This window comes from Rathayibacter sp. VKM Ac-2801 (assembly GCF_009834245.1).
In the GTDB taxonomy this organism is placed as follows: domain Bacteria; phylum Actinomycetota; class Actinomycetes; order Actinomycetales; family Microbacteriaceae; genus Rathayibacter.
Map to the genome: position 1 here is coordinate 1 of NZ_CP047183.1, position 20,852 is coordinate 20,852.

Genomic DNA, 20,852 nt, shown 5'->3' on the forward strand with positions numbered 1-20,852 from the left:
ATGGCAGACGACACGTCGATGGTCGACGCGTGGAACGTGATCCTCGGCGCACTGTCCCAGGACGAGCGGATCACCGCTCCCCTCTACGGGTTCGTCTCGCTCGTGGAGCCCAAGGGCATCATGGCGGGCACCTTCTACCTGGAGGTCCCGAACGAGTTCACCCGCGGGATGCTCGAGCAGCGCGTGCGCGTTCCCCTGCTCAGCGCGATCGGGACGCTCGACGACTCCTTCGGTGTCACCACGTTCGCCTTCGTGGTGAACCCCGACATCGAGCACGAGCCCCTCGGCTCCCCGTCGTCGCAGGAGTCGATGAACCCCTTCGAGCCGATCACCGCGTCCTCGGCGACCGTCGCGCCGACCCGCGTGGTCGAGGAGCTGCGGACCGTGCCGGCGACCGACACGCGGCTGAACCCGAAGTACAGCTTCGACAACTTCGTCATCGGAGGCTCCAACCGGTTCGCGCACGCCGCGGCCGTCGCCGTCGCCGAGGCTCCCGCCAAGGCCTACAACCCGCTCTTCGTCTACGGCGACTCCGGACTCGGCAAGACGCACCTCCTCCACGCCATCGGCCACTACGCGATGAGCCTCTACCCGGGGATCCGCGTGCGGTACGTCTCGAGCGAGGAGTTCACGAACGACTTCATCAACTCGATCGCGAACAACCGGGGCAACGCCTTCCACGGCCGCTACCGCAACGTCGACATCCTCCTGATCGACGACATCCAGTTCCTGCAGGGGAAGGCGGAGACGCAGGAGGCGTTCTTCCACACCTTCAACCAGCTGCACGACCACAACAAGCAGGTCGTGATCACCTCCGATCTGCCGCCGAAGGCCCTGACGGGCTTCGAGGACCGGATGCGCTCGCGCTTCGAGTGGGGCCTCATCACCGATGTGCAGGCTCCCGACCTCGAGACCCGCATCGCGATCCTCCGCAAGAAGGCGGTCAGCGAGAAGCTGCTCGTGCCCGACGACATCCTCGAGTTCATGGCGTCGAAGGTGTCGAGCAACATCCGCGAGCTCGAGGGGACGCTCATCCGCGTCACCGCGTTCGCGAGCCTGAACCGCACGCCGGTCGACATGTCGCTCGTGCAGACCGTGCTGAAGGACCTGATCACGCTCGACGAGGACAACGTCATCTCGCCGGTCGACATCATCAATCACACCGCGGACTACTTCAAGCTCACCGTCGACGACCTCTACGGCTCGTCGCGCTCACAGGCCGTCGCCACCGCGCGCCAGATCGCCATGTACCTGTGCCGCGAGCTGACCAACCTGTCGCTGCCCAAGATCGGCCAGCTGTTCGGCAACCGCGACCACACCACCGTGATGTACGCGAACAAGAAGATCTCGGAGCTCATGAAGGAGCGCCGCAGCATCTACAACCAGGTCACCGAGCTGACCACCCGCATCAAGACGAACCGCTAGCCGGCGGCCGGACGACCCACGGAGACGGCCCGTCGTGGGCCGCCGTGCCCTGGGTCGATCGGCGTCCGTGCGCGGTGGTCGACCAGCCGCGGCCTCCCTCCTCGCGTGAGGTGAGGCGGAGGCGACGGGGATCGCCGCACGAGGAGAAGGACGTCCTGTGGTGTCGGCGCGCGTCGGGATCAGGTGAGGGGTGCTGTCGGGGGTCTCGATACGCCGCGCTGCGGCTTCCTCTACCAGCCTGACCCGGACGAGCTCAGGAGGACCGGGTGCGCGGCGCAACGGCTGCTCGGCCGGCACGGTCCGGGCGCGATCGGTCGATCTCGATCCGCCGCACGACGGCGGAGGGACCAGTGCAGGGGAGAGGGACCGCCCGTCCTCTTCTGCGCCGCTCGGACGGCGGAGACGCCGCTCGCGACCTCCGGCGTGCCCGATGAGGTCGTCGACGGACCCCTCCGGCCCGACGCACGCGCCTCGGACACGCCGCCTCGCGCGCCTCCGAGGGCCGATTTCCACAGTGTGAGGAACCTGTGGATAACTGTGGACAACCACCTCGGGACTGTGCGCCGGGAGGGCCCGCCTGTGGAGGGCAACGGGTCGGCCCGAATCGCTCCACAGGGCGTCCACGGGCGCGCTCACACTCCCTCCACAGGGGCGGGTCCCTCCGATCCCACCCAGGAGTAGGGGTCCGAAGCGTTTTCCACAGTTTCCACACGTGTTAACACTGTTAACGCAGTTCTCTCTTTAATGAAGCCTCGACCGGCAACCTCTCCACAGCGGCTCGGGAGTGCTCGACGGACCACACCCTTCCGAGCTCGCCGAGCCCGGCGGGTACGATGGGCGACGGTCTTCGTCCGCGACTCGTCAGGGGTGTACTCGTGAGGTTCCAAGCCAACCGCGATGTCTTCAGCGAGGCGGTGTCCTTCGCGGTCAAGCTGCTTCCGCAGCGCACGACCCTGCCGATCCTCTCCGGAGTCCTCATCGAGGCGACCGCCGAGGGTCTGACGCTGTCCTCCTTCGACTACGAGGTGTCCGCGCAGACGCAGATCGCCGCCGACGTGGAGGAGACGGGGACCGTGCTGGTCTCCGGCCGCCTGCTCGCCGACATCGCGAACCGCCTCCCCAACGCTCCAGTGCGCATCGCCACGGAGGAGTCGCGTGTCTCGGTCTCGGCCGGCTCGGCGCACTTCACGCTCCTCCAGATGCCCGTGGAGGAGTACCCGAGCATCCCCGAGATCGACGCCTCCACCGGCCTCGTCCCGGCCGACGCCTTCGCGGCCGCCGTCTCGCAGGTGGCGGTCGCCGCCTCCCGCGACGACGTGACCCCCGTCATCACCGGCGTGCAGCTCGAGATCACCGAGAACACGATCGGCCTCGTCGCGACGGACCGCTACCGCGTCGCCGTCCGCGAGATCGACTGGGACAACGGGAACAACCCGGCGCCCACCCAGCCGCTCACCGCCCTCGTGCCCGCGCGCACGCTGCAGGAGGTCGGCAAGACCTTCGGCCACTCCGGCACTGTCTCCGTCGCGATCACCAACCGCGACGAGCGCGAGCTGATCGCCTTCACCGCGGACCGCAAGACCGTCACCTCGCTGCTGATCAAGGGCAACTTCCCGCCCGTGAAGCGCCTCTTCCCCGCCTCCGTCGAGAACTACGCGGTCATGTCGACCAGCGACCTCATCGAGGCCACCCGCCGCGTCTCGCTCGTCCTCGAGCGCGAGGCGGCCCTCCGCTTCAGCTTCAGCAGCGACGGCCTCACCCTCGAGGCCATCGGCTCGGAGCAGGCGCAGGCGTCCGAGAGCATCGACGCGATCGTGACCGGCGACGACGTGGTCGTCTCCCTCAAGCCGCAGTTCCTGCTCGACGGCCTCGCCGCCGTCCACTCGGAGTTCGTGCGCATCGCGTTCACGAAGACCGAGAACCCCAACAAGCCCGGCCCCGTCCTGATCACCGCGCAGACCTCGCGGGAGCAGCCCGGCAGCGACAGCTACCGCTACCTGCTCCAGCCCAACCTGCTGCTGCGCTGACCACTCGCCGGATCGCAGAGCCGCGACCGCCCCGCTCCCGACGAGCGCCCGCCCGCCGGACAACGAATCCAGGAAGGTTCACCATGCACATCGGACTCGTCGGCCTCGGCAAGATGGGCGACAACATGCGCTCCCGCCTCCGCTCCAAGGGGCTCGAGGTCACCGGTTACGACCGCAATCCCGACGTCTCGGACGCGGCCTCTCTCGACGAGATGATCGCCGCACTCCCCTCGCCCCGCATCGTCTGGGTGATGGTGCCGGCCGGCGAGATCACCGACGCGGTCGTCAAGGACCTGTCGGAGAAGCTCAGCGAGGGCGACCTCGTCATCGACGGCGGCAACTCCCGCTTCACCGAGGACTTCAAGCACGACGCGCTGCTGAAGCCCAAGGGCATCCACTACATCGACGCGGGCGTCTCCGGCGGCGTCTGGGGGCTCCAGAACGGCTACGGCCTGATGGTCGGCGGCCCGAAGGAGCTCGTCGAGTACGCCATGCCCGTCTTCGACGCGCTGCGCCCGGAGGGCCCCCGCGAGGAGGGCTTCGTCCACGTGGGCGAGGTCGGCGCCGGCCACTACGCGAAGATGGTCCACAACGGCATCGAGTACGCCCTGATGCAGGCGTTCGCCGAGGGCTACGAGCTGCTCGAGACCCGCAGCGACATCATCAAGGACGTCACCGGCACCTTCAAGGCGTGGCAGCGCGGCACGGTCGTGCGCTCCTGGCTGCTCGAGCTCCTCGTCCGCGCCCTCGAGCAGGACCCGGACTTCAAGAACATCGAGGGCTACGTGCAGGACTCGGGCGAGGGCCGCTGGACCATCGAGGAGGCCATCAACAACGCCGTCCCGGTGCCCACGATCAGCGCCTCGATCTTCGCCCGCTTCGTCTCCCGCCAGGAGGACTCCCCTGCGATGAAGGCCGTCGCAGCGCTCCGCAACCAGTTCGGCGGGCACTCCGTCAAAGCGGTCGACTGAGTCGTCCGGTGAGGACTGCCGTCGGCAGTCCTCACGGCGGTCGGCTTCTGGAGGCGGGCGCGTTCTGCAGAGCCGGTGACGGACGGCGGACTGCGGCCCGCCGCCCCCGTGAGGCAGGGATGCTCTCACGAGGGCGGCGGGCCTCCGGCCGCCTCCACCCTGCGACGGACGTCGGGCGGCGGCGGGCCTTTGGCCGCCTTCGCGGGTAGGGACGGGCACCGCCGATCATGGTGATCGAGTAGGCCCGGAGGGGCGTATCGAGACCCGGGACGAAGGTCGTGGGAGAGCGGACCGCAGAGCGCCGGACGGGCGGATCGGCCCGATCTTGCTGGTCGAGCAGCGCCGCAGGGGCGCGTCGAGACCCCGCGAAGACGGGTGGAGGAGAGGAGCGCGACGTGCAGGTGACGCAGCTGGCGCTCAGCGACTTCCGGAACTACGAGTCGGTCGACGTCGAGCTCGTGCCCGGACCGAACCTCTTCGTCGGCCGCAACGGACAGGGCAAGACGAACCTGGTCGAGTCGCTCGGCTACCTCTCCACTCTGGGCTCGCACCGCGTGTCGAGCGACCAGGCGCTCATCCGCGCCGGCCGGGACAGCGCCGTGGTGCGCGCCCGCCTCCGCAACGGCGAGCGCGATCTGCTGGCCGAGGTGCAGATCAACCGCTCCTCCCCCAACCGCGCGCAGATCAACCGCGGCGGGATCAAGCCGCGCGAGCTCCCCCGCTTCTTCTCCAGCGTCCTGTTCGCCCCGGAGGACCTGCTCCTCATCCGCGGCGACCCGTCGGCCCGCCGCCGCTTCCTCGATCAGCTGGTGATCCTCCGCTCCCCGCGGATGAGCGCCGTCCAGGCCGACTACGAGCGGGTGCTGCGGCAGCGCAACTCCCTCCTCAAGTCGGCGCGGGCGAGCGGCGTCCGCGACCCCTCGAAGCTCGGGACCCTCGACATCTGGGACGAGCGCCTGATCGCGCTCGGGACCGAGATCATGCAGTCGCGCCTCACCCTGGTGGACGAGCTGAGCGGACCGGTGCGCGCCGCGTACGAGGCGGTCGCCGGTGCCGACCAGCGTCCGGTGCTCCGCTCCCGCCTGAGCATCGAGGGTGCGGTCGACGACGACGGCGAGCCCGTGGAGCAGGCGGGAGCCGCGTCACCGGCGGCGGGCGAGGGACTGGCGGTGGCGTTCGCGTCCGCGCTGGCCGGGGTGCGCCGCCGCGAGCTCGACCGGGGGGTCTCCCTCGTCGGCCCGCACCGCGACGACGTGCAGTTCGAGCTGAACGCGCTGCCGGCGAAGGGCTACGCCAGCCACGGCGAGAGCTGGTCGTTCGCGCTGGCGCTGAAGCTGGGCGCCGCGGAGCTGCTCCGGCGCGACTCCCCCATGGGCGATCCGGTGCTGATGCTCGACGACGTCTTCGCCGAGCTGGACGCGCGCCGGCGCGAGCGTCTCGCCTCGGTGGTCGCCGACTACGAGCAGGTCCTGATCACCGCGGCCGTCTTCGACGACGTCCCGGAGGCCCTGGCCGCGCATACCGTGCGGATCGAGGCCGGCCGGATCGTCGGCACGGGCGCCGCCGCCGCGCCGATCGCCGTGCCGGAGCCGACCGCACCCGATCCCGCCTCCTCCGATCCGGTGTCCTCCGACTCGTCTTCTCCCGATCCGGTGTCCTCCGACTCGTCTTCTCCCGATCCGGTGTCCTCCGCCTCGACCTCTCCCGATGCGGTCTCCTCCGACTCCCCTTCTCCCGGTGACGTCTCCTCCGCCGCGCCCTCCTCCTCCTCGGAGCCCGCGGCCACACGTCCCGCGTCCCCGGAGCCGTCCGCCCCCGCCCCCTCGGAGCCGTCCGATGGCTGACTCCCCCCGCCGCGGAGCCCCCGCTCCCGACTCCGAGGCCGCCCGCGTCTACCGCCACCTCAAGGAGGTGTTCGGCGCCGACGGCCCGCGCCGCATCCGAAAGACCGTCGAGCGCGCCGAGCCCAAGGGCGACGCGATCCCGTTCGGCAAGGGCCGCGACCCGCACGACCTCGGCGACGTCCTCGACTCCCTCACTGTGAAGCTCGGCTGGACGGCGCCCCTGGCGCAGGGCGACCTGATGTCGTCGTGGACGGCGATCGCCGGCGAGGAGACGGCGAAGCACTCGACTCCGGTGGGCGTCGTCGACGGCGTGCTGACCGTCGCGTGCGAGTCGACGGCGTGGTCGACGCAGCTCCGGCTGATGCGGATCGAGATCATGAACCACATCGCCGTGAACTTCCCCGAGGCGGGCATCGCGTCGATCCGTTTCCAGGGCCCGGACGTCCCGAACTGGAAAAAGGGTCCCAGGTCGATTCCAGGGCGTGGTCCGCGCGACACCTACGGCTGAGGACGCATTTTCGGTCGACCGCCGATCTTTCGCGCCTCAGATCGCCGTCCAGCGCTTCGGATCGACCCGGCACGCGGTAGAATGGAGGGCCGCCGAACCGCAGTGACGCCGCCGCGCGGGCGATCTCCAGATCACCGTGCGCGTCGCGACGGACCGTCAGAGGAGAACTCCACAGCTATGACTCACGAGCCGAACGACTCCACGTCACCCGCAGCGAACGACCTGGACGCGAACGGCTCAGCAGCCCCCTCCGCTCCGCACGAGAGCATGTCGACCAAGTCGTCCGGCGACTACGGCGCGAACCAGATCCAGGTCCTCGAGGGCCTCGAGGCGGTCCGCAAGCGTCCCGGCATGTACATCGGATCCACGGGTCCGCGCGGTCTGCACCACCTGGTCTACGAGATCGTCGACAACGCCGTCGACGAGGCGCTCGCGGGCTACTGCGACAACATCGAGATCCTGATGCGCGCCGACGGAGGCGTCACCGTCTCCGACAACGGCCGCGGCATCCCGGTCGACATGCACCCGACCGAGGGCATCTCCACGGTCGAGCTGGTCCTCACCGTGCTGCACGCCGGCGGCAAGTTCGGCGGCGGCGGCTACGCGGTCTCCGGCGGCCTGCACGGCGTCGGCTCCTCCGTGGTCAACGCGCTGTCGACGCGCCTCGACGTCGAGGTCAAGCGCCAGGGCGCCGTGTACCGGATGAGCTTCACCGACGGAGTGCCGGACGCCCCGCTCGAGAAGGGCGAGGCCAGCGAGGAGACCGGCACGACGATCACCTTCTGGCCCAACGCGGGCATCTTCGAGACGGTCGAGTTCGACTACGAGACCCTGCGCGCGCGCTTCCAGCAGATGGCGTTCCTCAACAAGGGCCTGCGCATCGCGCTGACCGACCAGAACGAGGTCGAGTTCGAGGGGGAGGGCGAGAACGAGACCGAGGGCGACCGGACCGACGTCTTCCACTACGAGAAGGGCCTCGTCGACTACGTCGAGTACATCAACTCGCTGAAGAAGTCGGACCTCGTGCACTCCGAGATCATCGACTTCGAGTCCGAGGACACCGAGCGCCGCATCTCGCTCGAGGTCGCGATGCAGTGGACCACGGCCTACACCGAGAGCGTCCACACCTACGCGAACACGATCAACACCCACGAGGGCGGCACTCACGAGGAGGGCTTCCGCGCCGCGCTGACCACGCTGGTCAACCGCTACGCGCGCGCGAACAACCTGCTCAAGGAGAAGGACGAGAACCTCTCGGGCGACGACATCCGCGAGGGCCTCACCGCCGTCGTGTCGATCAAGCTCGGCGAGCCGCAGTTCGAGGGCCAGACCAAGACGAAGCTCGGCAACACCGAGGCGAAGGCGTTCGTGCAGCGCGTGGCCGGCGAGCAGCTGGCCGACTGGTTCGACCGCAACCCGAGCCAGGCGAAGGACATCATCCGCAAGGCGATCCAGGCGGCCTCGGCCCGCATGGCCGCGCGGAAGGCGCGCGAGACCGCCCGCCGCAAGGGCCTGCTCGAGGGCGGCGGCATGCCGGGCAAGCTCAAGGACTGCCAGTCCAAGGACCCGTCGATCTCCGAGATCTTCATCGTCGAGGGCGACTCCGCGGGTGGATCCGCGGTGCAGGGCCGCAATCCCGAGACGCAGGCGATCCTCCCCCTGCGCGGCAAGATCCTCAACGTCGAGAAGGCGCGGCTCGACCGCGCGCTCGGCAACAACGAGGTCCAGGCGATGATCACGGCGTTCGGCGCCGGCATCGGCGAGGACTTCAATCCCGACAAGGCCCGGTACCACAAGATCATCCTGATGGCCGACGCCGACGTCGACGGCCAGCACATCACGACGCTGCTGCTGACGCTCCTCTTCCGCTACATGCGCCCGCTGATCGATCTCGGCTACGTCTACCTCGCGCAGCCGCCGCTGTACCGACTGAAGTGGTCGAACTCCCCGCACGAGTACGTGTACAGCGACCGCGAGCGCGACGCCCTGATCGCGCACGGCTCGGCGACCAACAAGCGCATGCCCAAGGAGAACGGCATCCAGCGCTACAAGGGCCTCGGCGAGATGGACTACAAGGAGCTGTGGGAGACCACGATGGACCCCGCCACGCGGACCCTCCTCCAGGTCACCCTCGACGACGCGGCCGCGGCCGACGAGATCTTCTCCACCCTCATGGGCGAGGACGTCGAGTCCCGCCGCTCCTTCATCCAGAAGAATGCGAAGGACGTGAGGTTCCTCGACATCTAGATGACGAGGAAGCGCACGTCCTTCGAAAGGCGGCAGCCTGCGGATCGCACCGCGATCCGAAAGGCGGCAGCCCCGCGGCACACGGCCGCGGACCCGGCCACCTGAAGAAGGTGACGGCGGCCCTCCATGGGCCGCACCAACACCGCCGAACCGCCACCCGCTCCCCACTCGCCCCACATCACCCACCGACACCTGACACCCAGCGCGACCGCCGCCCCCGCTCCTCCGGGGCACGGACCCACCTGAGAGACCAGAGACCATGGCAGACGAAGCAGACACCCCCACCGGCCCGGACGAGAGCGACGACATCGTCACCGAGACCGGTGTGGTGATCCACGGTCACGACAAGATCGAGCCGGTCGACCTGCAGCTCGAGATGCAGCGCTCCTACCTCGACTACGCGATGAGCGTCATCGTCGGCCGGGCCCTGCCGGAGGTCCGCGACGGCCTGAAGCCCGTGCACCGCCGTGTGATCTACGCCATGTACGACGGCGGCTACCGTCCCGACAAGGCGTTCTCGAAGTGCTCGCGCGTCGTCGGCGACGTGATGGGCCAGTTCCACCCGCACGGCGACTCCGCGATCTACGACGCGCTGGTCCGCCTGGTGCAGCCGTGGAGCCTCCGCTACCCGCTCGCGCTCGGGCAGGGCAACTTCGGCTCCCCCGGCAACGACGGCGCGGCCGCCCCCCGGTACACCGAGACCAAGATGGCGCCGCTCGCGCTCGAGATGGTCCGCGACATCGACAAGAACACCGTCGACTTCCAGGACAACTACGACGGCCGCACTCGCGAGCCGGCGATCCTGCCCGCCCGCTTCCCGAACCTGCTGGTCAACGGCTCCGTCGGCATCGCGGTCGGCATGGCGACCAACATCCCGCCGCACAACCTGCGCGAGGTCGCCTCCGGCGCGAAGTGGGCGCTCGAGAACCCGGACGCGACGCGCGAGGAGCTCCTCGAGGCGCTGCTGCAGCGGATCAAGGGACCCGACTTCCCCACCGGCGCGCAGATCCTCGGTGTCCGCGGCATCCAGGACGCGTACCGCACCGGCCGCGGCTCGATCACGATGCGCGCCGTCGTCTCGATCGAGGAGATCCAGGGCCGCACCTGCCTCGTCGTCACCGAGCTGCCGTACCAGGTGAACCCGGACAACCTCGCGATCAAGATCGCCGAGCTGGTCAAGGACGGGCGCGTCTCCGGCATCGCGGACATCCGCGACGAGACCTCCGGTCGTACCGGCCAGCGCCTCGTCGTCGTCCTCAAGCGCGACGCCGTGGCGAAGGTGGTGCTGAACAACCTCTACAAGCACACGCCGCTGCAGGAGAACTTCGGCGCGAACATGCTCGCGATCGTCGACGGCATCCCGCGCACGCTCTCGCTCGACGGCTTCATCCGCGCGTGGGTCGACCACCAGGTCGAGGTCATCGTGCGACGCACCCAGTACCTCCTCGACGAGGCGGAGGCGCGGATCCACATCCTGCGCGGCTACCTCAAGGCGCTCGACGCGCTCGACGAGGTCATCGCCCTCATCCGCCGCTCCCCCACTGTGGAGGAGGCGCGCGACGGCCTGATGGAGCTGCTCGACATCGACGAGGTGCAGTCCCGCGCCATCCTCGACATGCAGCTGCGCCGCCTCGCGGCCCTCGAGCGCCAGAAGATCATCGACGAGCACGACCGGATCCAGGCCGAGATCGAGGACTACAAGTCGATCCTCGCGAGCCCCGAGCGCCAGCGCACGATCATCTCGGACGAGCTCGACGAGATCGTCGACCGCTTCGGCGACGACCGCCGCACCGAGATCCTCTTCGGATTCGACGGCGACATGAGCGTCGAGGACCTGATCCCCGAGGAGGAGATGGTCGTCACCGTCACCCGCGGCGGCTACCTCAAGCGCACCCGGAGCGACTCCTACCGGGCCCAGCACCGCGGTGGCCGCGGCGTGCGCGGCGCGCAGCTGAAGGCCGATGACATCGTCGAGCACTTCTTCGTCACCACCACGCACCACTGGCTGCTGTTCTTCACGAACACGGGACGCGTGTACCGCGCCAAGACCTACGAGCTGCAGGAGGCCGGCCGCGACGCCAAGGGCCAGCACATCGCGAACCTGCTCGCGCTCGAGCCGGGGGAGCAGATCGCGCAGATCCTCGACATCCGCGACTACGAGGCGGCCCGCTACCTCGTGCTCGCCACGCGCGACGGCCTCGTGAAGAAGACGGCCCTCTCGGAGTACGACACGAACCGCTCCGGCGGCATCATCGCGATCAAGCTGCGCGACGGCGACGAGCTCGTCTCGGCGCTCCTGGTGGAGGAGGACAGCGACGTGCTGCTGGTCTCCCGCAAGGGCATGTCGATCCGCTTCACCGCGTCCGACGAGGCGCTGCGTCCGATGGGCCGCTCCACCTCCGGAGTCCGCGGCATGTCGTTCCGCGGGGAGGACCGCCTCCTCGACGCCAACGTCGTCAGCGACGAGGGCTTCGTGTTCGTGGTCACCGAGGGCGGCTACGCCAAGCGCACCGCGGTCGATCAGTACCGCCTCCAGGGACGCGGCGGACTGGGCATCAAGGTGGCCAAGCTGGAGGAGAAGCGCGGCGACCTCGTGGGCGCCATCATCACCGGAGAGGACGACGAGGTGCTCGTCGTGCTCGCCAGCGGCAAGGTGGTACGCTCTGCCGTGGCCGAGGTACCGGCCAAGGGTCGCGACACCATGGGAGTCGTCTTCGCACGATTCGCTGAGGACGACCGCATCATCGCACTCGCCAAGAACACCGAACGCAATCTCGACGCCCAGGACGAGGATCCCGACGCCGCGGCGCCGGCCGAGTCCGCTCCGGTGTCGGAGGAGGATGGGTCCGTAGATGAGTAGCACCGTCGCCGAGAAGCTCGCCAGGAAGTCCGCGAAGAGCCCGGCGGCGAAGCAGGTCCGCCTGAAGCTCGTCTACGTCGACTTCTGGTCGGCCGTGAAGCTCTCGTTCCTGCTGGGCCTGACGCTCGCGATCATCACGATCGTCGTCGTCTACCTGGTCTACACGGTCCTGGCCCAGACGGGCGTGTTCGACGAGGTCAACGGCCTCGTGCAGGACATCGCCGGCGCGGAGGCGTTCGACCTCAACACGATCATCTCGCTGCCGCAGGTCATGGGCTTCGCGATCGTCGTCGCGGTGCTGAACACCATCGTCACCACTGCGCTCGGCGCGATCGTGGCGCTGCTGTACAACCTCAGCGTCAAGATCACGGGCGGCCTCCTGGTCGGCTTCACCAACCAGTAGAGCGCACGGTCCGGCCGATTGGGATTCCTGCTCGATGTCGGGTAGAGTCTCCTCTGGCCATTCCGGGGGTATAGCTCAGGCGGTTAGAGCGCTTCACTGATAATGAAGAGGTCCCAGGTTCAAGTCCTGGTACCCCCACCCGGTCCGAACGGCCCGTCACCTCGCGGTGGCGGGCCGTTCGACTCTCGGAGACGGATCGCCCCGTCTCCGGCCCGGGGCCTTAGCTCAGTTGGTAGAGCGCCTGCTTTGCAAGCAGGATGTCAGGAGTTCGAATCTCCTAGGCTCCACACTTCCTGCCCTCTCATGGGTGCTGTCGCTTCGCAGGCCGTCCTGCTCCGCCGGTCCACGGCATCCACGGTCGTCCGCCACGGTGCCGGTCCCGCTTCCGAGGTCGGCGGCCTCTCCTGCAGCCGACCGCCCGATCCTGCGATCAGGGCGTCACTCGGTCGGACGAGCCGCCCGTCAGCGGTCCACGCAGGCGAGGCCGAGGAACTGCTGGACCGAGAGGGTCTCGGACGTGCCGTCGCGGATGTCGCCGACGATGATCTCGCCGACGGAGAGCGTGTCGAACTGCTCGGCCGTGAAGACGACCGGACGGGCGAGCACGGAGCGGTCGGTCGCGTAGGCGCCCAGCGCGAGGTCGACGCCGAGCGGGAACCGCTCGATCACCGTGTCGGCCGGCCAGACCGTGGAGCCGGAGAGATCGGTCGCGCCCAGCTGCGTGACCGGCGACGGGGAGACCCAGCGGGTGACCCTCCGCAGCCCGTCGCCGATGGACAGGGGGGCGGAGTCGGAGGCGGCGAGGTCGAGGCCGTCGACGGACCCCGAGCACACGACGACGACTCCGAGGACCTCGCCCTGGTCGCCTCCCCGTCCGAGCCCCACCGCGGCCGTGGTCACCGGCTCCTCGGAGGCGCACGCCGAGACCGCGAGGGCGCCGAGCAGCACGAGGGTGCCTGCGAGCGCGGCGCGACGGTGCATGGGTCCTCCCGCGGCTACCCTACGCGGGGAGGGCGAGGGCCAGAGCGGCGAGAGCCTGCGGGAGGGAGGGGGCGCCCTCCGCTCGGAAGACCACCTCTCCGGTCGTGCCGCGGACGATGACCGTGGGGGTCGAGCGGATGCCGGCGGCCTCGGCCTCGACGGGGTGGAAGGCCACGTCGCGCTCGCGGATCTCCGCGGCCGGGACGAGCTCCGCGGCACGCTCGAGCACCGACCGCGCGGCATGGCAGGCGCCGCAGAAGGCGGACGTGTAGAGCTCGACGATCACGACGAAGGGAACGCCGGGGCGCGGCCGGGGATTCCCGGGCACCGTCAGCGGAGGAGCCAGGCCTCGTTCATGGTGAGGGCCGCATCGACGAGCTCGACGCGCTCCAGCTCCTCGACGTCGCTCAGGGGGAACCAGGCGGCGGCGTCCGTGGAGCCGTCCACCTCGTGCGTGAGCTCGCCGCCCACGATGCGGGCGCGGTAGACGACGCGGATGGCGTGCAGGGGGCCGGCCTCGGGATCGCTGCGGCGGTGCGCGGGGATCACGTGCGAGTCCACGCCGATGAGGGCCTCGAGCTCGGCGCGGTAGCCCGTCTCCTCGAAGATCTCGCGCACCGCGGCGTCGGCGGGAGACTCGCCCTCGTCGATACCGCCGCCCGGAAGCGTCCAGGCCGACCACGGGCCCTGGCTCCAGTGCGCGAGCAGCATCCGCTCGCCGTCGATGATCACGCCGTACGCGGCGACCCGGATGTCCACCGCAGAAGCCTAACCCGGGCATGCGAAGGAGCCGGACCCCCTAAGGGGCCCGGCTCCAGCGACGAGGACGTCAGGAAGCGGTCGAGGCCGCGTTCTGCGCGGCGCTCTGCGGCTCGTCCTCGGCGACCCACAGCTCGTCGTCGGCGCGGAACGTCTGCCAGACGGCGTAGCCGATGCCGCCGACGGCGACCAGCGCGGCACCGATCGCGAAGACCGTGCCGACCTTGTTCTTCTTCTTCGGGGGAGTGGTGAGCTCCTCCCAGCGCGCCTTCGAGATCTCGGCGAGCTTCGCGCGGTTCTTCGAGTCCTTGGCGGCCTCGAAGGCGGCAGCGGCCGTGCCGCCGACAGCGGCGAAGGTCGGGACGACCTTGTGCTTGTAGGCCTGACGGGCCGAGGAGTAGGTGCCTTCGACGGCTGAGACGCCGTTGTCGTAGACCGGCTTCACGCGCGAGTCGTACGTGTCCTTGACGAAGGGGACGAACTCCTTCTTGGCGTACTTCGACGCGTGGCGGCGGCTCTTCTCGAGCACGGAGGCCGCGTGCGCCAGCACCTCCTGCTGCTCGCCCCAGACCGCCTCGGCGTTCTTGCGAAGACGCTTGAGGTCCTTCTTGTGCTTACGTGACAGACCCATGTTGGTCCTCCATCGGCTACGAGCAGCGAACGCCTCAATACTGCCACTCATCGAACGGCGTCCGCATCGCGCACCCAGCGCATTGACACCGGGCGTTGCAGGGGCCTACAGACGCGCTGTGCGAGAATCCGATCATGCCTTTGCACACCGCAGTCGCGACGTTCCACACCAACAAGGGCGACATCGTCGTCAACCTCTACGGGAACCACGCTCCCAAGACGGTCCGCAACTTCGTCGGTCTCGCGACCGGCGACATCGAGTGGACCCACCCCGCCACGGGTGCGAAGACGAAGGAGCCGCTCTACAACGGCACCGTCTTCCACCGCATCATCCCCGACTTCATGCTCCAGGGCGGCGACCCGCTCGGCCAGGGCATCGGCGGCCCGGGCTACCAGTTCGACGACGAGATCAACTCGGAGCTGGACTTCACCCAGCCCTACATCCTCGCGATGGCGAACGCCGGCAAGCAGGCGGGCCGTGGCACGAACGGCTCGCAGTTCTTCATCACCGTGGCGCCGACCACCTGGCTCCAGGGCAAGCACACCATCTTCGGCGCCGTCGCCGACGAGGAGTCGAAGAAGCTCGTGCAGTCGCTCTCGGCGGTCCCCACCGACGGCCGTGACAAGCCGCTCGAGGACGTCGTGATCGAGAGCGTCGAGATCACCGAGGTCTGATCGCCTCATCCACCACTCATTCGAGGGCCGGGTCCGTCAGGGCCCGGCCCTCGTTCTCCCCGGAGGCACGTCCGTGACCCAGGTCCCGCCGAGCAGCACCTACTCCTGCTACCGACACCCCGACCGGCAGAGCTTCGTGCGCTGCCAGCGGTGCGGCCGCACCATCTGCGGCGAGTGCCAGACCCCTGCTCCGGTCGGCGTGATCTGCCCGGACGACATGGCGCAGCAGCGCGCCACCGCGCCGCGCACCCGCGGTCCCCTCCTCTCCCGCGTGCGGGCCATGACCCGCGCGGACCAGCCGACGGTGACCTACGCGATCATCGCGCTGTGCATCGTGCTGTGGATCGTCGAGATCCTCCCCTTCGTCGGCGGGCCGGCGGTGAATGCGCTCCTGTACGCCCCGGCCTACACGCTCCCCGGCTTCGGCGCCGGCTTCGAGCCGTGGCGGATGCTCACCTCGGTCTTCCTCCACAGCACGTCGCTCTTCATCGTCATCCCGTTCCACCTGGTGCTGAACATGTACACGCTGTGGGTGTTCGGCATGGTGCTCGAGCGGATGCTGGGCCGCGGGCGCTACCTGACCCTCTTCCTCCTGAGCGGGTTCGCCGGCTCGGTGGGCGTCCTGCTCCTCGCGAACCCGCTGACCCCGGTGATCGGCGCCTCCGGTGCGATCTTCGGGCTGATGGGCGCGTACCTGGTGATCCTCCGGCACCTGGGCGGTCAGGCGTCGCAGCTGCTGGTGCTGGTCGGACTGAACCTCGTCATCGGCTTCCTGCCCGGGATGAACGTGGCGTGGCAGGCGCACGTCGGCGGTCTGGTGGCCGGCGCGCTCATCGGGCTGGTCTTCACGAAGACCCGGCAGCGCGCCCAGCGGCGCACGCAGAACCTCCTCGTCGGGCTCATCGGAGTCGGACTGGTCGCGATCACCGCGGGCGCCTACGTCCTCGGCTGATCCCGTGCTCTCCCGCAGCGGCGGGTCCGGAAGTGCCTCGCGCACTCCCGGGCCCGCCGCTTCGTCGTCTCCGCGGCGACCGTCCCACCGCTGTCCACAGGTGCTCTCAACAGGTGGGGAGGAAGTTATCCACAGAGTTGTTAACACTGGGGAGAACGTTCCGGGTGTCCTCCTCGGGAGGACGACCCGTCGACGGCGGTGCATTGGAAGACCGGCGGACTGGCGCGGATCCGGCCACTCCTCCTCCCGAGGAGGGCGGCGCGACGCGGGGCGAGGAGTTCTCCACAAGAGATTCCACAGCTGGGGATAATTACAGCGGTGTAGTTCTCCGGCGCACGGCCACCAGCGCCGTCGCCTCACGGTCGTCGTCGTGGTGCAGCGAGGTGGCGAACCCGGCCGCCTGGAACGCGGAGGCACTCGCCGCAGCCTGATCCTCGCCGACCTCGATCACGACGACGCCGTGCGGTGCGAGCCACGCCCCCGCCTCCTGAGCGATGCGGCGGTGCAGGGCGAGCCCGTCCGATCCGCCGTCGAGCGTGAGCATCGGCTCGTGCACCCGGGCCTCCGGCGGCATGAGGGCGATCGCCGCGGTGGGGACGTAGGGAGCGTTGACGACGACGACGTCGATCCGCCCGCGCTCAGTCGCGGGGAGCGCGTCGAAGAGGTCGCCCTCGTGGACGTCGGCGCGGCCCTCGAGCGTGCGGCGGGCGCAGGCGACGGCGGCGGGGGAGAGGTCGGCCGCGAGCACGCGGACGTCCGGCCGCTCGTCGGCGATCGAGCGGGCGAGGGCGCCGGACCCGCAGCAGAGGTCGAGCACCACGGCGCCGTCCGGGAGGACCTCCAGGGCGCAGTCGACCAGCCACTCGGTGCGCACGCGGGGCACGAAGACGCCGGGAGCGACGGGGACGCGCAAGCCGCGGAAGGCGACCCAGCCGAGGATCTGCTCGAGGGGCTCGCCCGTCTCGCGGCGGCGGAGCAGCAGCTCGAGGTCGGAGGAGGAGCCGGCCGCCTCCTCGAGCAGGCCCGCCTCCTCTTCGGCGAAGACGCAGCCGGCGGCGCGCAGACGCTCCACCGACGACGGACGCCCCGTCGGCGGACCGGACGGGGCGTCGTTCACGACTCGGGGAGGCTCAGCGCCAGCGCGTCGTCATCAGGAAGCCGATGAACGCGATGCCGAAGCCGATGAGGATGTTGAGGTTGCCGAGATCGGGGATCGGCAGGGTGCCCTGGCTCACGTAGAAGACGATGATCCAGGCGAGTCCGAGCAGCATGAAGCCGAACATCACCGGCTTGAACCAGACCGGATTCGGTGCGTTCTCGCCGGTCCGGGCCTCGTCGCGCTCGGGCTTCGGGCTCTTCGTCGCTCGTGCCATGCCGACCACTGTACCGGGCGGAGGCTCCGGGCCGGGAGCACCGGGGCTGCGGGGGTGCTGTGCGGGCTCGCGGAGCGACCGGTGCGGGCGCTCGTGAGGTCTCATCGGCCCTCCTCAGGCGACGCCTCGGCAGAGCTCTCCACAGGTCCGGAGCACGCGCCACGGCCGGTCACGGCTCGCGCCTAGACTCGTCGCATGACCGCCCAGAACCCCGACGGGGCGGCTCTGCGGCCGCGAGGGAAGCGACGGAGGGCCCGCCCGGTCCGACGCCTCTCGTTCTTCGGAGTCGTCGGCGAGCTCCTGATGACCGCCGGCGTCCTGGTCCTGCTCTTCCTGGCCTGGCAGCTCTGGTGGAACGACGCGGTGATCGCCGGCCGGCAGACGACGCAGGCGGCGGAGCTCCGCGAGACCTGGGGCGACTCCGCTCCGGCTCCGCAGCCGACCGAGGCCGCCCCGGCGGAGCCGGTCGTCTCGACGGCCGCCGCCCTCGACACCTCCTTCGGCAACCTCTACATCCCGCGCTACGGCGAGGGGTGGGTGCGCACGATCGCCGAGGGCATCGACGCCGAGAACGTGCTCGACGAGGGGAGCATCGGCCACTACCCGGGGACGCAGATGCCCGGCCAGGCCGGCAACTTCGCGCTCGCCGCGCACCGCAGCGCCTACGGCGGAGGGATGCACCTGATCGACGAGCTCCAGCTCGGCGATCCGATCTACATCGAGACGGCGGACGGCTGGTACACCTACCGCTTCCGCAACCTCGAGTACGTCCAGCCCTCCGACGTCCAGGTGATCGACCCCGTCCCGTGGACTCCGGACGCGGCGCCGACCGACCGCCTGATCACGCTGACGAGCTGCAACCCGCTCTACTCGACGGCCGAGCGCATCATCGCGTACGGCGTCTTCGACTCGTTCCAGCCGCGGTCCGCGGGCGCTCCCGCCGAGATCGCCGCCTCGCTGGCTCAGGAGGGCTGACCGTGTACGCAGCGCTGTGGCGGCTCCTGCCCGGGCCGTGGTGGGTCCGGCTCCTCATCGTCCTGGTCCTCGTCGCCGCGGTCCTGGTCGCGTTCGACGAGTGGGTGTTCCCCTGGGTGCAGTCACTCGTGCTCGACCGGAACGTGACCGTCGGCTCGTGACCGCCGGCGCGGCCCCGCGGATCCTGGTCGTCGACCACCACGACAGCTTCGTGTTCACGCTGGTCTCGTACCTCCGCGAGCTCGGCGCCGAGGTCGACGTGGTCGAGGGCGACGAGCTCGGGACGGAGGCGCTTCTCGCCCGCGCGGAGGACGCGGACGGAGTCCTGGTCTCGCCCGGGCCGGGCCGCCCCGAGGACGTCCCCGCGTCGACAGCGCTCGTGCGGCTGGCGGAGGCGACCGGGCGGCCGCTGCTCGGGGTCTGCCTCGGCCACCAGGTGCTCGCCCACGCTCTCGGCGCCCGCGTCACGGAGGCGCCGGAGCTGCTGCACGGCCGGACGTCCGCCGTGCTCCACGACGGCGATCCGCTCTTCGACGGTCTGCCCTCCGGCTTCGCCGCGATGCGGTACCACTCGCTCGCGGTCGACGGCGAGAGCATCCCCGAGGAGCTGCGGGTGACGGCGCGGACACCGGAGGGAGTGGTCATGGCGGTCCGGCACCGGAGTGCTCCGCTCGTCGGCGTGCAGTTCCATCCGGAGTCCGTCCTCACCGAGGGCGGGCGGCGTCTTCTCGAGAACTGGCTGCGCGACGTCGAGTCCGTCGGACCGTCCCGACCTGCCGGCGACACGCCCGGCATTCCGATCCGAGTCCGATGAGGCGGAATCCGCCGGGCCCATCGGCCGGTTCATCGGCGTCCTGCCTCGGAGAACGACCGGTGGCCGTCATCCCCCGAACGGGGAGACGGATCTGATCGCGTTCTCACGCGGCAGACCGCCGTATGTCGGCTGAATCGGTCGCGCCAGTCGGTCTCCCTCGGGACCCGCCCGACGCCCGCCCCCGTTCAGCCGGTGGTGTACCCCCCAATCAGGTGGCGGGATTTGACGGGCGCCCGGCGGAGGATGGAAGCCTGTTTCCCTGCATAATCAGAGGGCGCCGACAGGGGGTCGGCGCCGCAGAAGAGAAGTCCGGGGGGACCTCATGGTCGCAGCGATCTCCTGGGCTTTCTCGGGAATCCGCGAGCTCGAGAACCTCGGTCCGCGCATCGTCGTCAAGCCGGGGACCGTCCCGAGCATCAGCGGCTCGGGATTCGGGACCGGCGACCTCAGCGTCGTGCTGATGACCGTCTCGCCGCTGAGGGTCCTGCGGGGCACGTGGCCGGCCGACGACACCTCCTTCCTCACCTTCAGCTTCCTCATCGACGGATTCGTGCGCATGGTCGCGCCGGACCGCACGGTGCTGCTGCGTCCGGGCTCCATCGCGTACCAGCAGGGGACGACGACGTTCACGACCGAGTCGACGACCCCGGCCACGATCCTCCACCTCTCGCTGCGCGCCGACGAGATGCGCCGCTACGGCTTCGACACGTCGGCTCCGGTCTACGCGCTCGATCCCGACGCCCGCTCCACCCGCGCCGCGTACGCCTTCACGACCGCCTTCGCCCTCGCGGCGGAGTCCGGGACGGGCCTTCCCGGCGAGGGCGAGGTCACCGGCTTCGCGCACGTGGTCAAGCAGCTCCTCACCAGCGCGTTCCTCGCAGCGGCGAGCTCGCAGCCGGGCACCACGAGCGTGCGGGCCGCGACGCTCGGGCGCGCGCGCACGGTCATCGACCGGACGCATCGGACGCCGCGCTGCACCCCGGAGGCGGTGGCCGACGCGGTCAACGTGTCCACTCGCTCCCTCCAGCGGCTCTTCGAGGACGCGGGCACCACGGTCGCCAGCGAGATCGAGCGCTCCCGGGTCGCCAGCGCCGTGGAGCTGCTGCGCCGCCGCCCGCGGGAGGTCCCGCTCGAGGCGATCGCCGCCGCGTCCGGATTCTCCTCGGCCGACCACCTCCGCCGTGCGCTCAAGCGCCGCGAGGGGCTCACCCCGAGCGACATCCGCGGCAGGATCGCGCGCCCCGCGGACGGATCCGCGGTCGGCGAGGTCGTGCGGCTCCAGCCCCCGCTCGCAGACGCGCGCCGGGCCTAGCCGTCCACCTCGGGGCCGTCGGCCTCGTGGAGCATCGACCCCGACGAGCATCGACCGGACGGGCCCTTCCCTGCGCGCGGAGCAGCGGCCGAGCCC

Annotated in this window: 19 protein-coding genes, 2 tRNA genes and 1 pseudogene; 16 read left to right on the forward strand and 6 right to left on the reverse strand. The window is 70.0% G+C overall.

Annotated elements, in window-relative coordinates; genetic code table 11:
• The 10 genes and pseudogenes from dnaA (at window position 1) to GSU45_RS00050 (ending at window position 12,572) form a co-directional block, all read left to right on the forward strand.
• Window positions 1–1,425 carry a chromosomal replication initiator protein DnaA gene (gene dnaA, locus GSU45_RS00005; RefSeq protein ID WP_159911640.1) on the forward strand — a complete coding sequence of 475 codons (1,425 nt, stop codon included), beginning with the start codon at window positions 1–3 and terminating at the stop codon, window positions 1,423–1,425.
• Window positions 1,426–2,300: 875 nt separating this feature from the next.
• Window positions 2,301–3,452: a DNA polymerase III subunit beta gene (gene dnaN, locus GSU45_RS00010; protein ID WP_159911642.1), complete on the forward strand. Its 1,152-nt coding sequence runs from the start codon at window positions 2,301–2,303 to the stop codon at window positions 3,450–3,452.
• 83 nt (window positions 3,453–3,535) lie between these two features.
• Entirely contained in the window at window positions 3,536–4,423 is an 888-nt protein-coding gene (gnd, locus tag GSU45_RS00015; protein ID WP_104222677.1) for a phosphogluconate dehydrogenase (NAD(+)-dependent, decarboxylating), read from the forward strand.
• 395 nt (window positions 4,424–4,818) lie between these two features.
• Window positions 4,819–5,973: pseudogene (gene recF, locus GSU45_RS00020) on the forward strand (DNA replication/repair protein RecF); the annotation flags it as partial.
• Window positions 5,974–6,259: 286 nt separating this feature from the next.
• Complete coding sequence (locus GSU45_RS00025; RefSeq protein ID WP_159911644.1) at window positions 6,260–6,775, forward strand: DciA family protein; 516 nt, start codon at window positions 6,260–6,262, stop codon at window positions 6,773–6,775.
• A 267-nt stretch (window positions 6,776–7,042) separates the two neighbouring features.
• Window positions 7,043–9,022, forward strand: a complete 1,980-nt coding sequence (gene gyrB, locus GSU45_RS00030) for a DNA topoisomerase (ATP-hydrolyzing) subunit B (protein WP_208543515.1) — start codon at window positions 7,043–7,045, stop codon at window positions 9,020–9,022.
• 259 nt (window positions 9,023–9,281) lie between these two features.
• Window positions 9,282–11,882 carry a DNA gyrase subunit A gene (gene gyrA, locus GSU45_RS00035; RefSeq protein ID WP_159911648.1) on the forward strand — a complete coding sequence of 867 codons (2,601 nt, stop codon included), beginning with the start codon at window positions 9,282–9,284 and terminating at the stop codon, window positions 11,880–11,882.
• Entirely contained in the window at window positions 11,875–12,285 is a 411-nt protein-coding gene (locus GSU45_RS00040; RefSeq protein ID WP_104222673.1) for a DUF3566 domain-containing protein, read from the forward strand. The genes gyrA and GSU45_RS00040 overlap by 8 nt, the downstream gene beginning before the upstream one ends.
• Before the next feature lie 64 nt (window positions 12,286–12,349).
• Window positions 12,350–12,423: transfer RNA gene (locus tag GSU45_RS00045), tRNA-Ile, on the forward strand.
• Between the two features lie 76 nt (window positions 12,424–12,499).
• Window positions 12,500–12,572, forward strand: a tRNA-Ala gene (locus GSU45_RS00050).
• Between the two features lie 175 nt (window positions 12,573–12,747).
• On the opposite strand, the gene GSU45_RS00055 is transcribed toward GSU45_RS00050, so the two are convergent.
• From GSU45_RS00055 to GSU45_RS00070, 4 genes are all read right to left on the reverse strand, one after another.
• Window positions 12,748–13,266 (reverse strand): hypothetical protein, encoded by a 519-nt coding sequence (locus GSU45_RS00055; RefSeq protein WP_159911650.1) that lies wholly within the window; start codon window positions 13,264–13,266, stop codon window positions 12,748–12,750.
• Window positions 13,267–13,285: 19 nt separating this feature from the next.
• Window positions 13,286–13,552 (reverse strand): glutaredoxin domain-containing protein, encoded by a 267-nt coding sequence (locus GSU45_RS00060; RefSeq protein ID WP_159916698.1) that lies wholly within the window; start codon window positions 13,550–13,552, stop codon window positions 13,286–13,288.
• Window positions 13,553–13,596: 44 nt separating this feature from the next.
• Window positions 13,597–14,025 carry an NUDIX hydrolase gene (locus tag GSU45_RS00065; RefSeq protein WP_104222671.1) on the reverse strand — a complete coding sequence of 143 codons (429 nt, stop codon included), beginning with the start codon at window positions 14,023–14,025 and terminating at the stop codon, window positions 13,597–13,599.
• A 70-nt stretch (window positions 14,026–14,095) separates the two neighbouring features.
• Window positions 14,096–14,656, reverse strand: coding sequence for a hypothetical protein (locus GSU45_RS00070; RefSeq protein WP_159911652.1), 561 nt, complete (start codon window positions 14,654–14,656; stop codon window positions 14,096–14,098).
• A gap of 134 nt (window positions 14,657–14,790) precedes the next feature.
• Between GSU45_RS00070 and GSU45_RS00075 the strand changes: the two genes are divergently transcribed.
• Complete coding sequence (locus GSU45_RS00075; protein WP_104222669.1) at window positions 14,791–15,330, forward strand: peptidylprolyl isomerase; 540 nt, start codon at window positions 14,791–14,793, stop codon at window positions 15,328–15,330.
• Between the two features lie 73 nt (window positions 15,331–15,403).
• Window positions 15,404–16,282, forward strand: coding sequence for a rhomboid family intramembrane serine protease (locus GSU45_RS00080; protein ID WP_104222668.1), 879 nt, complete (start codon window positions 15,404–15,406; stop codon window positions 16,280–16,282).
• A gap of 310 nt (window positions 16,283–16,592) precedes the next feature.
• On the opposite strand, the gene GSU45_RS00085 is transcribed toward GSU45_RS00080, so the two are convergent.
• Together GSU45_RS00085 and GSU45_RS00090 are read right to left on the reverse strand one after the other, a co-directional pair.
• Complete coding sequence (locus GSU45_RS00085) at window positions 16,593–17,399, reverse strand: putative protein N(5)-glutamine methyltransferase (protein WP_244248154.1); 807 nt, start codon at window positions 17,397–17,399, stop codon at window positions 16,593–16,595.
• Between the two features lie 13 nt (window positions 17,400–17,412).
• On the reverse strand, window positions 17,413–17,655 hold the full coding sequence (locus GSU45_RS00090; RefSeq protein ID WP_104222667.1) for a cell division protein CrgA: 243 nt from the start codon (window positions 17,653–17,655) through the stop codon (window positions 17,413–17,415).
• A gap of 195 nt (window positions 17,656–17,850) precedes the next feature.
• Here GSU45_RS00090 and GSU45_RS00095 point away from each other — a divergent pair, with 195 nt between their 5' ends.
• The 4 genes from GSU45_RS00095 to GSU45_RS00105 all read left to right on the forward strand — a co-directional run bounded on the left by GSU45_RS00095 (window position 17,851) and on the right by GSU45_RS00105 (window position 20,756).
• Window positions 17,851–18,630 carry a class E sortase gene (locus GSU45_RS00095; protein WP_159911654.1) on the forward strand — a complete coding sequence of 260 codons (780 nt, stop codon included), beginning with the start codon at window positions 17,851–17,853 and terminating at the stop codon, window positions 18,628–18,630.
• 2 nt (window positions 18,631–18,632) lie between these two features.
• Window positions 18,633–18,791, forward strand: coding sequence for a hypothetical protein (locus GSU45_RS17045; protein ID WP_167302034.1), 159 nt, complete (start codon window positions 18,633–18,635; stop codon window positions 18,789–18,791).
• Window positions 18,788–19,444 (forward strand): aminodeoxychorismate/anthranilate synthase component II, encoded by a 657-nt coding sequence (locus tag GSU45_RS00100; RefSeq protein ID WP_159911656.1) that lies wholly within the window; start codon window positions 18,788–18,790, stop codon window positions 19,442–19,444. The genes GSU45_RS17045 and GSU45_RS00100 overlap by 4 nt, the downstream gene beginning before the upstream one ends.
• Before the next feature lie 322 nt (window positions 19,445–19,766).
• Window positions 19,767–20,756: a helix-turn-helix domain-containing protein gene (locus GSU45_RS00105; RefSeq protein ID WP_159911658.1), complete on the forward strand. Its 990-nt coding sequence runs from the start codon at window positions 19,767–19,769 to the stop codon at window positions 20,754–20,756.
• Window positions 20,757–20,852: the final 96 nt, after the last annotated feature.